General features: G+C 60.3%; 10 protein-coding genes. 6 read left to right on the top strand and 4 right to left on the bottom strand.

Annotated features, from left to right (window positions below; genetic code table 11):
- The first annotated feature begins 1 nt into the window (after position 1).
- Both KQ933_RS01150 and KQ933_RS01145 read left to right on the top strand, forming a co-directional pair.
- Positions 2-1,597: a response regulator gene (locus tag KQ933_RS01150; RefSeq protein WP_216757000.1), complete on the top strand. Its 1,596-nt coding sequence runs from the start codon at positions 2-4 to the stop codon at positions 1,595-1,597.
- A gap of 85 nt (positions 1,598-1,682) precedes the next feature.
- A complete protein-coding gene (locus tag KQ933_RS01145; RefSeq protein ID WP_216756999.1) occupies positions 1,683-3,257 on the top strand; it encodes a VOC family protein in 1,575 nt (524 codons plus the stop codon).
- A 1-nt stretch (position 3,258) separates the two neighbouring features.
- On the opposite strand, the gene KQ933_RS01140 is transcribed toward KQ933_RS01145, so the two are convergent.
- The 4 genes from KQ933_RS01140 to KQ933_RS01125 form a co-directional block, all read right to left on the bottom strand.
- Positions 3,259-4,956, bottom strand: coding sequence for a hypothetical protein (locus tag KQ933_RS01140; RefSeq protein WP_216756998.1), 1,698 nt, complete (start codon positions 4,954-4,956; stop codon positions 3,259-3,261).
- Positions 4,957-5,021: 65 nt separating this feature from the next.
- Positions 5,022-5,915, bottom strand: a complete 894-nt coding sequence (locus KQ933_RS01135; RefSeq protein WP_216756997.1) for a DMT family transporter — start codon at positions 5,913-5,915, stop codon at positions 5,022-5,024.
- A 113-nt stretch (positions 5,916-6,028) separates the two neighbouring features.
- Entirely contained in the window at positions 6,029-7,465 is a 1,437-nt protein-coding gene (locus tag KQ933_RS01130; RefSeq protein WP_216756996.1) for an FAD/NAD(P)-binding protein, read from the bottom strand.
- Between the two features lie 109 nt (positions 7,466-7,574).
- Positions 7,575-8,003 (bottom strand): OsmC family protein, encoded by a 429-nt coding sequence (locus tag KQ933_RS01125; RefSeq protein ID WP_216756995.1) that lies wholly within the window; start codon positions 8,001-8,003, stop codon positions 7,575-7,577.
- A 154-nt stretch (positions 8,004-8,157) separates the two neighbouring features.
- Here KQ933_RS01125 and KQ933_RS01120 point away from each other — a divergent pair, with 154 nt between their 5' ends.
- The 4 genes from KQ933_RS01120 to ligD are packed head-to-tail and all read left to right on the top strand — an operon-like array spanning position 8,158 to position 12,066.
- Positions 8,158-8,418 (top strand): hypothetical protein, encoded by a 261-nt coding sequence (locus KQ933_RS01120; RefSeq protein ID WP_216756994.1) that lies wholly within the window; start codon positions 8,158-8,160, stop codon positions 8,416-8,418.
- 31 nt (positions 8,419-8,449) lie between these two features.
- Positions 8,450-8,683 carry a DUF2188 domain-containing protein gene (locus KQ933_RS01115; RefSeq protein WP_216756993.1) on the top strand — a complete coding sequence of 78 codons (234 nt, stop codon included), beginning with the start codon at positions 8,450-8,452 and terminating at the stop codon, positions 8,681-8,683.
- Positions 8,684-8,695: 12 nt separating this feature from the next.
- Positions 8,696-9,538 (top strand): Ku protein, encoded by an 843-nt coding sequence (locus KQ933_RS01110; protein WP_216756992.1) that lies wholly within the window; start codon positions 8,696-8,698, stop codon positions 9,536-9,538.
- Between the two features lie 2 nt (positions 9,539-9,540).
- Positions 9,541-12,066 carry a DNA ligase D gene (gene ligD, locus KQ933_RS01105; protein WP_216756991.1) on the top strand — a complete coding sequence of 842 codons (2,526 nt, stop codon included), beginning with the start codon at positions 9,541-9,543 and terminating at the stop codon, positions 12,064-12,066.
- Positions 12,067-12,080: the final 14 nt, after the last annotated feature.

Genomic DNA, 12,080 nt, shown 5'->3' with positions numbered 1-12,080 from the left:
TTTGGCGGAAGACTGCAGCGTTCTGATCATCGATGACAGCATAGACGACCGGGAAGCCTATCACCGCATGCTGGGGCGCGTTTCCGGCACGAACTATACCGTCATCGAGGCCGAGAGTGGTGATGAGGGTCTTACCCTCATCAGCCAGAGGCGGCCTCACTGTATCTTGCTCGACTATTCGCTTCCCGGCCGCGACGGCCTTGGCGTGCTCTCCGAGATCCTCGCCCAAGATGCCGCCACCAATGTCGTAATGCTGACCGGCCAGGGCAACGAGACTGTCGCAGTCGAGGTTATGAAGGGCGGCGCGCGTGACTACCTCACCAAGGATTCGTTGTCACCCGAGACGCTGCATCGCTGCATCCAGAACGCCCTCATGCATGGCGCGCTGGAGGCAAAACTGGAGCAGAAACGGCAATCGCTGGAGATCTTCACCCGCGCGATGGCACATGATCTCAAGGAGCCGCTGCGAACGATCAAATCCTTCAGCCGCATCCTGCACGGCTCAGCCGAACTGCCGAGCGAAGACCGCGAGCTGCTCGATTATATCCTGAGCGCCGCCGATCATATGGAAGACCTGATCGTCAAGGTATCGGGCTTCACGAGGCTGGAGGTTTCGAGCGAGCTCGAGCTCAAGCCGGTTTCGCTGTCGGCCGTGCTCGATCAGGTGGAGCACAATCTGCACCAGCAGATCGAAAGCCGGCAGGCGATCATCATCCGCGGGCGGCTGCCGGAGGTGATGGGTGACGCGACGCTGCTGATCCAGCTTTTACAGAACCTCGTCTCCAATGCGATCCGCTATTGTGAGGATACCGTTCCGGAAGTGCGCGTTTCGGCCATAGTAGACAGGGGGATATGCCGCCTGACGGTCGGTGACAACGGGCCGGGCATCGACCCTGATCATCGTGAGCTTATCTTCCAACCCTTCAAGCGTCTCGTCGGCCGCGGCATCGAAGGCACAGGGCTTGGACTTGCCATATGCCGTCGCATCGCGCAGCTGCATGGCGGCTCGATCTGGTGCGAGGCGAAGACCGGAAGGGGTGCGACCTTCCTGCTCGAAGTACCGCTCGCGACGATATCAGGCGATCAACCGGTCATTCGCGGACAGCCGCAGACGGCAAAGGCATCCGACCACCTGAACGAGAGCCGCGGCAGGCTCGCCGAAGTGCTGCTGGTGGAAGACAGTCCGGCCGACATCCAGCTTCTGAAGATCAAGTTGATGCGGCGCGAGAAGGTGAATTTCAACCTGCATGTGGCGACCAACGGCCGCGAGGCGATGCGGCTTCTGGAACAGCGCGCCGGCGTTCCGGACGAGCCGCAGATCGACCTGATGCTGCTCGATATCAACATGCCGATCATGGATGGTTTCGAAGTGCTGAATGCGCTCTCAGCCGATCAGCGGCTGAACCGGATTCCGGTCTGTGTGCTCAGCACGTCTAGCGACGAAAGCGACATGCAACGGGCAAAAAACCTCGGCGCGCTCGCCTATATGGTCAAGCCGCCGACGCGGCAACAACTCGAAGAAGCATTGGAGGAGGTCGACACGCTGGAGCTCCTGCCGCGCGGTGACGCACTTGTGCTTTTTGCGGAACAAAATTAGGGAAAAGACCATTGGCAACGGCATGACGCTAGCAACGACCCTCATACTCTCGCTCCTGGCCTCTTTTCAATTCGGGCTTTCATCCATGGCTTCAGGCATACACCATATCACGCTGATCACCCGCAAGGTGCAGGCGAATGTGGATTTCTACGCCGGATTCCTCGGCATGCGGCTCGTCAAACAAACGGCCGGGTTCGAAGACGCCACACAGCTTCATCTCTTCTATGGCGATGCCGAGGGCTCTCCGGGGTCGCTCGTCACGTTCCTCGTCTGGGAGGACGGTGCGCCGGGCCGCGCCGGCTACGGCCAGATCAACGAAGTGTCGCTGGCGATCGATCCGACCAGTATCGGTTACTGGCTGACGCGTGCCATGCGCTTCGGCTTCCGCTCGGAAGGCCCCGCGGATGAATTCGGCGAGCCGGTGCTGCGGTTGAAGGACCCCGACAATATCATCGTCAAGCTTGCCGGCGCCAAGGATCTGAAATCGCCGGCTGCCTGGGATGGCGGCGATGTGCCGATCGAGCATGCCGTGCAGCGCGTGCGCGGTGCGACCATGCTGACCGAAAAGCCGGCCGAAAGCCGTCATTTCATCGAAAGCTATTTCGGCTACCGGTTCCAGGCAAATCGCGGCACGATCGACCGCCTCGTCTCGCAGTCAGGAGACATCGTCGACGTGCGCGATGCGCGCGGTTTCTGGTCCGGCGCTCCGGGTACCGGCACAATCGACCACGTGGCTTTCCGCGCAGATGATGAGGATGCCGTGCTCGCCGTTCACAAGGCGCTTGAAAACGAAAACGCTTCGGCGACCAATCTGCACGATCGCAAATACTTTCGCTCGCTCTATGCCCGAGAGCCCGGAGGCACGCTTATAGAGCTTGCCACCAACCAGCCGGGCATGATGGTGGATGAGCCGAAGGCCACACTCGGAACCAAGCTCTTCGTGCCGCCGAAGGATTCGATCACCAATCTCAGTGATCTGAAGGTCGTGCTGCCGCAGTTTTCCATGCCCGGCAAACCGCGCATCAATTATCGCGATCTGCCCTTCGTCCATCGTTTCTATACACCGCCCGATCCAGACGGCAGCGTCTTTGTGCTGCTGCACGGCTCCGGCGGCAACGAGACGACGCTGATGCCGCTGCTGAACAAGGTTGCTCCGCGCGCCACCCTTCTCGGCGTGCGCGGCCGCGCGACCGAGGAAGGCTTCCCGCGCTGGTACAAGCGCATCACGCCGTTCTCCTTCGACCAGGACGACATCAAGAACGAAGCAGAAGCTTTCGCCGCCTTCATTGAAGGCGCTGTCAAATCCTATGGCCTCGATCCGAAGAAGGTCGTCTATGTCGGCTACTCGAATGGCGCCAATCTTCTGAATTCGCTGCTCTACCTACACCCCAACCTGGTGCACAAGGCCGTGTTGCTACGCTCAATGCCGGTGCTCACCGCTTACCCGCATGCTGACCTGAAAGGCACGGACCTGCTTGTCATCAGCGGCAAGATGGACGCTTACGGCAAATATGCGAGCGAGTTGGAAGAGCGGCTGAAGACGTCGGGGGCGACCGTCGATTCCGACATCATCCCCGGCGGCCACGATCTGGGCGATGCCGACGTGCCAATCATTCAAAAATGGCTGCTGCAGAAAAACAAACTGCAGGAAACCCAATAGCCTACCAGTGGAAGCTATCTGGGCATGATGCCGGAACGGCATCCAATACCGGCGCTGCGTTGCGATCGATCCCATAAAGCCTTGCAAAACCGGCGTCTTTCAGGAGACGGGCACCCGCCGGCATGACGTTGCCGACATACTGATCAACGACGTCGGCGTTGACGACCAGGATGAAATCGAACTTGCTGCGCCAATCGACCAGATAGGGCGTAAAGCTGGCGGCTTCCGCCATCAGACCTGGACAGGACAGCACGCCGGTTGAAAAGAGATTTCCTTCCGGTACCGATTTCTCCGACCAGGCGGGAAGCACGGCGAGCGGTTGCTTGCCCTGTGCGCTGAAGAGCGTCGGAACGAAGGCATGGGCCAGCGGGACGGCCATCGTCGGCAGGTGCCGGAACGTATCCTGGCTGAATGCATAATGCCGCTGATCCGGCTTTATGTCACCAAGGGCAGGCTCGTGTTGTAACGGCAGGATCGCAGCGCTCGCGGGAACGGCTTCAAGCACCTTCTCGACGCTCGCAACGTCGGCCTGACCCCGCCACCAGTTGAAACCAATCCAGGCAGTCCGGCCAAAGACCACGACATTCAACGCGAGGAACAGGATGATGGCCTGACGCCGGCCGACCTTTTGAAAAGGGCAGATCATCACCATGCCAACAAGGGCGGCCATAATGGGAAAGCGCCAGCTTATCCAACCGGTGCCAAAGGCATGAAGCGGCGAAAGGATGGACAGGGCGAGCAAGCCTGCGGCCGTGACCACAAGACCTGCATGGATGCGCAGGTTTTTTGCGGCAATCGCCCTGCTGCAAACGAGCAGGATCGGCACAAGGAAAATTACATCGACGAGTGCAACATAGGTGCAGACGGCCGAGAGCAGATTGGAAATCAGCAGTATCGGGCTGTCGTTCCAGACCGCCAATATGCTGCCCGTGTGACTGCCTGGGAGGTCGGCAGCTGTCAGCGCAAGCGCAAGCGGTGGCAACAGACAGGCGATCATCGCGGCCGCAAGCCTGCCGGCTAAGCGCCACACCGCCGTAGGGGATGTCAGCACATCGAAGCGCCAGGAAAATTCCAGTCCGCAGACGATTGCGAGAAAGAAGCCCACAGAAAATATATGGACGACGGTGAGCAGCAGCGAGACCGCTACCCGCCACAGGAAGAGCCTGACTGCAGACCCGGACTGCAGTCGGTGATCCACCGTTGCAAACAGCAATGCAAGGCCGAGGCCGATCTGGAAATTGATGAAACCGCCGATCAGCGTGGCGCACCAGGCGAGATACAGCATGCCGATCTGCCAATAGTAGCTGCCGCCGAACAGGCGCCGATGCAGCACGATGGCGCCTGATGGAGGCAGGACAATTGCCAGGAACAGCAGGGCGCGGGCGAGCAGCGAGACGCCGATGACGGGACCGATGCAGCGGGCGAGCAGGTCGATGCCAACATTGGTGAAGGTGCGGTTCCACTCGATCGTGTAGATTTCGGGGAATGGTGCTTCCTCTATGCCGCCGGCGAGCAGCCACATGCGGGCATAATGGTTCGCATAATCGAGCAGTGGCGGAAATTTGAAGAGGCCGACAAGGATGGCGACAAGGACCATGAAGACGAGCAGAGGCGCCGTCGACGCCTGCCGGACAACGACGTCCTGCGGCTTTTCCGCCCTATGGACTTCCGTTGAAAATATCTGATCAAGGTTCGCCATCGCCAATCCTGTCCGAACTGCGGGACAGGTCTAACAGCCAATGGTCAAGCTTCCTTTAAGCGGGATCACCCTCGCCTTGCGATCATGATACCGGCAAGAACGATCAAGCCGCCCAGGGCTTGCATTATCGTGATGTGCTCGTTGAGCAGAGCCCAGGCGAGAATGGCCGCCACGACCGGCTGGAGGAGCAATGTCAGCGAGGAGAAGGCCGCTGGCAGATAGGCAAGCGCATAGGCAATCGCCACCTGCCCGCCCGCATGGCTGACAAAAGCCAGGCCTGATACCACCGACCAGCCGTAAAGGCTTGCCGGCAGCATGTGGCCTTCGAAGAAGAAAGCGAGCGGGAAGACGCCGACTGCGGCAGAGGCGGTGCTCCACAGCATGATGCGGATCGTATCGAAACGGCTGCGCAGCGCGCCGATCGCCAGGATGTAGCAGGCGTAGAAGAAGGCGGCGATCATGGCGACACCATCGCCGCGCAGGTCGCCATTGCCGAATGCGGCAGGTCCGCCCTTCAGCACGACCACGCCGGCCAATGCCAGGACGAGGCCGAGCACGAAGATGCGGGTAACCTTGGCGCCGAAGAACAGGAAGCCGATGGCGGTGACGAAGACCGGCGCGAGGTTTGCGAGCAGCGTCGCATTGGCAACGGAGGTCATGGTGATCGACAGATGCCAGGCGGAGAGATCAAGCGCTAGCACGGCGCCGGGCAGGATCAGCATACCGTAATCGGCAAGGCTCTTCGGTTTGGGGCCGGTATCCTTGCGCAAAAGCGAAAAGATGAAGATCGGGATCAGCGCCAGCGCCACACGCCAGAAGGCCGTCGCCATCGGCCCGACTTCGGAAAGCCGCACGAAGATCGGTGATCCGCCGATCGCCGCGCCGCCGAGGATGAGGGCGACAAGCGGAAGACGACTGGAAGAGGGAGTTTCGGAAACGGCGGAAGCAGCCTGCGACATGATCTCGATGCTTTCTGCGCGACCTTTCGGTCAGGCCGCTACGCTGCGATTATCAGGAGTCGCGGGCCGATGACAGTCAGAGAACGACAGATCGATCAGAAATAGTTCGCGAATTATCCCGCGGATGCGGCTTTCAGCTTCTCAGCGATCTCACGTGCGACGAAGACTGTATGTTCCGTTATCTGCGGCAACCCCATCAGCTCCCCGAACGTGCCGCGTGCAAGCGGGCCCGAAATGAGCAGCGACGAGATCACCCTGCCTTCCGGTCCCAGAGCCTCGGAGTGCTCGCTGCAGGCAAGCCCGAGCCCGGTCGGGTCGAGGGCGAGATAGCCCTCCCTGGCGAGTTCGCCGAGCCAGGGCTGCGTCTGCAAAATGCCGCCATGCGCAGGACCGGTCGTGACGACGACGGCATCGAACGTCCTCTCCAATTTTTCGCGTGCATGGCGTGGCTGGAGTGTGATGTGGATCGCCTCACCCTCGGCCTTCGCATCGGCCACGGATGCCGCAAGGATTTCCAGCCTACCGGCTTCGATTGCGGCATCGAGCACTTCCTCCACCTGCGGCGCGATGCGGAAGCGGTGAACGTCCCAATAAGGCCGCAGATGCCGAACGATCCGGCGCCGCTCGACAACCGGCAAACTACGCCAGAGATCGTGGCCCTGGCCGCGCACCTGATCAATCACGGCATGCCAACTCTGGCCACGTTCGGTCGCCTGGCGGATCGTCTGCCGGATAAGGCGCAGCAGCGTGACGGCTGACAATGCCGGCTCGGAGATGAAATCACCGAACGCCTCCTGCGGGACGGCAGCATGACCGCGCGAACGAAGGCCGCGGCGGGAAATTGCGGTAACCGAGCCGTCGTGGCCGTTTCGTGAAAGGGAGGCGATCACGTCTGCCGCCGTCAACCCGTTGCCGATGACGAGAACCCTGTCATGCGGCCGCACGACTTCGAGCGCACCCGATTTCGTGGTGTCGGCAATGAAGCGTGGGTGCTCTCCAAGAATGGCCGCCAGCCTGCCCGGCGCCACCGGTGGCGGATGGCTGGTGGCGATGGCGACGATATCGGCCTCCGTCAGCCCGCCCTTGTCATCGAGGATCGCCCAGCCATTACCCCGGCGGCGGATGCCGGTCACGGTCGCCCGGCGATGGCTAATGGCACCCGATTTCAGGAAGGGCTGGAGAAGCGATCCGACGTAATCGCCGAATACGCGCCGGCGCGGGAAAAGCTGACCGTTCTCGCGTGCGGCTTCGGGATCGTCGCGCACAGCATTGTTCGCCTCGATCCAGCGCTGAAATTCTTCCACATCATCGGGCTGCAGGCTCATCTTGGCGGCCGGCACATTGATGCGGTGCGCCGGATCGACGGTGTCGTATGCCAGGCCGCGGCCCAGCATGGGACGCGGCTCGAAGACCACGATATCGGGTGCATCCTCGCCGGCAAGCTTCAGCAGATGATAGGCGACACCCGCCCCGGAAACGCCGCCGCCGATGATGGCGACAAGCGGCCGCTGGGATTTCCGTTCGGTCGGAGCTTGTGTCTGGGACTGCATCTCAGCCGGCGTTATTTCAATCGATGCCGGAGCATAGGTGGAGCATGAAGGCCACGCAATGCTCCGATCCAATGGTCTAATATTTATGTAGAGACCTGCCGCGGCCCGATCAACCGGAGATCGTGGTTGCGAATTCCGGCGTGCCTCTGATGGTGTTGCTGACCGTGCAGATCTCGTCTTCGGCCATATGCGCGATCTTGCGGCGCGTTTCCTCGTCGATATCGCCCTTGATGGAGAAAGCGATGTTGAATTTCACGACACGCGACAGCCCTTCCGCTGCCTTCCCGCCGGTTACATCGGCGGTGATCTCGGTGATCTTGTCGAGAATGCCGAGCTGGCTTGCCGCCATGCGGGCGCTCAGCACAAGACATGCCGAAAGCGAGGAATAGAGCAGGTCGAGCGGGTTAAAGCCTGGCTGTGATGGGCTGGTGACGATATCGATCTCGCCGCCAGTGACCGACGTGACGTGCGGGAAACCAGTACGTCCGAGAACGGCATTTGCACCTGTGGGACGGGGACGAGCCTTGAGATCGGCCATTTTGAAATCCTCTATCGAATAGAGGTTTCAGATAGTGTTTCCGGCTCAAAGCCGCAATGCGATGATTTGATTTTCGCCGAGCGCTGCCGAACGGAACCTTTCTACCCTTCAGCGGTTTTTTCGTGAGCAACCTCATGAAGAGGCACGATTTCCCATGCCCAATGTCCGCCACATCGACCGCAAGCACAAAAGTATGGATGCGCGCGACCGGCTGATCGTCGCGCTCTATGCGCAGCTCAAGGCCGAGCGGGAGACACGCGAAACGCTGGAATGGGCAATCCGCAACGGTGCGGTATCCAAGGAAGTACTGGAAGCGATCGCCGCCGACCCGGTTCCGGTCGTCACCAGCGAGGATATCGCATCGCTTGAAAAGATCATCGCGCTTGACGGGCGCAGTCGCTCGCCCCGGCAATGAATGACCAGAACGGCTGACGAGGAGGAAGCACATGGCCGACATCACCTATCAGATCGTTCCGCACGACAATGGCTGGGCCTACAAGCTCGGCGATACATTGTCCGAACCCTACGCCACGGCAGAACAGGCAATGGATCGCGCAAGAAACGCAGCTGCGCGTCAGAAAATCGGCGGCAGCGATGCGCTGCTCGCCTATCCGGCGCCGGATGGAATCGGCTGGAAATTCCAGCCGATCGAAACCGACAAAAGCAACAGCAGGCTCTGAAAGGAGGAGACGATGGGAGCACGCGCGAGCTGGAAGGGCCATCTGAAGGTCGGCGACCTTGCTTGCGCCGTCGGCCTTTATACGGCCGTTTCCTCTTCCGACCGTGTCTCCTTCAACATCATCAACCGCAGGACCGGCCATCGCGTCGAGCGACAGTTCGTCGACAGCGAAACCGGCAAGCCGGTGGAACGCGACGACCAGGTCAAGGGCTACAGGATGGAAAGTGGCGACTACATCCTCATCGAAGGTAATGAGATCTCGGAGATCATGCCCGTAAGCGACAAGGTGCTTGATGTACAAGGCTTCATTCCCTGCGATGGGATCGACAAGCTCTATTTCGACCGTCCCTACTATCTGGCACCAGTCGACGAACATGATGCGGAAGCCCTCGCGTTGATTGCCAGGGGCATGCTTGACGGCAAAGTGGCAGCCCTTGCCGAAGCCGTGCTCTTCCGCCGCAACCGCACGCTGCTCATCCGCGCGCATGACGAGCACATCATCGCGACCATGCTGAACTTCGACTATGAGGTGCGCTCAGCAAGCTCTGTCTTCAAGGACATTCCCGATATCAAGTTCGACAAGGAGATGCTGGATCTCGCCGGCCATATCATTGCGACCAAAGAGGGCCGTTTCGATCCAAGTGAATATCACGACCGCTACGAAGCCGCGCTCGTCGAACTGGTGAAAGCCAAGATCGAAGGTCGCGCACCGCCGAAACGCAAGCGCGAGCCCGAGCGCAAGGTGGTCGATCTCATGGAGGCCCTGCGCCAAAGTGCGAAAATGGGCGGCAAAGCACCCGCGAAAAAACCTGCCGCACGCAAGACCTCCGATAGAAGCAGGAGGAAGGCGAGCTGATCATGGCGCTCGAGACCTATCAGACCAAACGCGATTTCAAGATCACGCCGGAGCCGCGCGGAAAGAGGAGCCGCGCGAAGGGCAACAGCTTCGTGATCCAGAAGCACGACGCCACACGCCTGCATTATGATTTTCGGCTGGAGATGGACGGCGTTCTGAAAAGCTGGGCCGTCACAAAGGGACCGAGCCTCAATCCCGAGGATAAGCGCCTGGCCGTCCATGTCGAGGACCATCCTCTCGCTTATGGCGATTTCGAAGGCATCATTCCAAAGGGCCAGTATGGCGGCGGCACGGTCATCGTCTGGGATCGCGGCACCTGGACGCCAACAGGCGATCCGCACAAGGCCTACCGCAAAGGGCATATGGAATTCGAACTCGACGGCGAGAAACTGAAGGGACGTTGGCATCTGGTGCGCATGCATGGAAAGCCCGGCGAGAAGCGCGAGAACTGGTTGCTCATCAAGGGCGACGACGCAGAGGCCCGCCATGAGGGCGGTGCCGATATTCTCGAAGAGCGCTCCGAATCAGCCAAAACCGGTCGGCAAATCGAAGAGGTGGCGGAGAATCCTGATGCTACCTGGCACTCCAGACCGGATGGCGGCAAGGCTATCGCCACAAAGACCAAGGCGGCGGCGCGGAAGGCAAAACCCCCGGCACCGGATCGGGATTGGCCGAAAGGTGCAAAAAAGGCGCCCATGCCTCACTTCACCGAGCCGGAGCTTGCTAAGCTCAAGCCGAAACCGCCGGCCGGCGAGCGGTGGATCCACGAGATTAAGTTCGATGGCTACCGGCTGCAGGTGAAGATCGAGGACGGGCGCGTGACAATGCTGACACGCGGCGGTCTCGACTGGACAGAGAAATTCGGCAAGGACGTCGTTGATGCCTTTGCATCTTTGCAGGCCGAAATGGCCATCATCGATGGCGAGCTCGTGGTGGAGCGCGATACCGGCGCATCGGATTTCTCCGCCCTGCAGCACGATCTCAGCCAAGGTCGCTACGACCGCTTCGTCTTCTATGCTTTCGACCTGCTCTATCTCGATGGATACAGTCTGCTAAATGTAAGCCTTCTCGAACGCAAACACCTGCTGGAAAAGCTGCTTCCCAAAGACAGCGCCAAGCTGCGCTACAGCGCGCATTTCAATGAAAATGGCGGCCTGGTGCTGAACCATGCCTGCAGGCTCAGTCTCGAAGGCGTCGTCTCCAAGCAGCGTGACAGCAAATATGTCTCCGGCCGTAAGGGTGAATGGATCAAATCCAAATGTTCGCAGCGGCAGGAATTCGTGATCGGCGGCTACGTGCCCTCGACCGCGATGAAGAATGCCATCGGCTCGCTCGCCATGGGCTACTACGAGGATGGCTCGCTGAAGCATGTCGGCCGCGTCGGCACTGGGTACACGGTGGCGACGGCGCAGATGCTTTACGAGCGGCTGTCGGCGATGGAGATGAAGGAGAATTCCTTCGACGACAAGCTGACCGCCGAGGAGCGGCGCGGCCTGCATTACGTCAAGCCGCAGCTCGTTGCCGAAGTGGAGTTCCGCACATGGTCGGCCGATGGTAATCTGCGCCATGCGGCCTTCCGGGGATTGCGGGAGGACAAGCCGGCAAAGGATGTTGTGCGCGAGATGGAAAAGACGACCGCGAAAAACCTGCCGAAATCGGCTGTGACACTAACGCATCCCGACCGCATCTACTGGCCGGACGAAGGCGTCACCAAGGAAGGTCTCGCCAATTATTATGCGCAGGTCTGGCGCTTCATGGCCCCCTATGTGGTCAATCGGCCGCTTGCCCTGCTGCGCCTGCCCGACGGTATTTCCGGCCATCAGCGCTTTTTCCAGAAGCACGCCTGGAAAGGTATGAACGAGCATATCGCGCAAATCACCGACCCCAAGGACAAGAGCGGCGAGAAGCTGCTGCGTGTTACCGATTTCGATGGCGTCGTAGCGCTGGTGCAATCGGCGGTGCTGGAAATCCATCCCTGGGGCACGACCACCGACAATTGGGAAAAGCCCGACATGATCACCATGGACCTCGACCCCGGCGAGGATGTGCCATGGGAAAATGTGATAGCGGCAGCTTACGAACTGAAGGAGCGTATCGAGGGCGAGGGCCTTGCGGCGTTCGTCAAGACCTCCGGCGGCAAAGGCCTGCATGTGGTGACTCCGCTTGAGCCGAAAGCCGGTTGGGTGGATGTGAAAGGCTTTGCGAAGTGGCTGGCCGACAGCATGTCGAAAGATGATCCCAATCGCTATCTTGCAACCGCGACCAAGGCGAAGCGCAGCGGCAAGATCTTCATCGACTACCTGCGGAACGGCCGCGGCAACACTGCTGTTGCCGCCTATTCCACGCGCGCCCGGCCAGGTGCCGCCGTCTCCATGCCGCTGGAATGGAGTGAACTCACAACCGAGATCGGCCCTGCTTATTTCACCGTCGACAACACGCCTGCGCGCCTCGATGCTCTTAGCAAGGATCCATGGGATGGGTTCTTTGCAGCGGCCAAGCCGTTGCAGAAGCGCAAGTCGAAGTGGTGATGATTGGTGCGCTG

Source organism: Rhizobium sp. WYJ-E13 (assembly GCF_018987265.1).
Lineage (GTDB): Bacteria > Pseudomonadota > Alphaproteobacteria > Rhizobiales > Rhizobiaceae > Rhizobium.
The sequence above is the reverse complement of the archived record's forward strand: the minus strand, read 5'-3'. Positions and strand labels throughout refer to the sequence as shown.

What these genes read in the sequence shown, in the direction of transcription:
- KQ933_RS01145 (WP_216756999.1), top strand. Translation starts at nt 1,683, where the DNA reads ATGGCTTCAGGCATACACCATATCACGCTGATCACCCGCAAGGTGCAG.
- KQ933_RS01140 (WP_216756998.1), bottom strand. Translation starts at nt 4,956, where the DNA reads ATGGCGAACCTTGATCAGATATTTTCAACGGAAGTCCATAGGGCGGAA.
- KQ933_RS01135 (WP_216756997.1), bottom strand. Translation starts at nt 5,915, where the DNA reads ATGTCGCAGGCTGCTTCCGCCGTTTCCGAAACTCCCTCTTCCAGTCGT.
- KQ933_RS01130 (WP_216756996.1), bottom strand. Translation starts at nt 7,465, where the DNA reads ATGCAGTCCCAGACACAAGCTCCGACCGAACGGAAATCCCAGCGGCCG.
- KQ933_RS01125 (WP_216756995.1), bottom strand. Translation starts at nt 8,003, where the DNA reads ATGGCCGATCTCAAGGCTCGTCCCCGTCCCACAGGTGCAAATGCCGTT.
- KQ933_RS01120 (WP_216756994.1), top strand. Translation starts at nt 8,158, where the DNA reads ATGCCCAATGTCCGCCACATCGACCGCAAGCACAAAAGTATGGATGCG.
- KQ933_RS01115 (WP_216756993.1), top strand. Translation starts at nt 8,450, where the DNA reads ATGGCCGACATCACCTATCAGATCGTTCCGCACGACAATGGCTGGGCC.
- KQ933_RS01110 (WP_216756992.1), top strand. Translation starts at nt 8,696, where the DNA reads ATGGGAGCACGCGCGAGCTGGAAGGGCCATCTGAAGGTCGGCGACCTT.
- ligD (WP_216756991.1), top strand. Translation starts at nt 9,541, where the DNA reads ATGGCGCTCGAGACCTATCAGACCAAACGCGATTTCAAGATCACGCCG.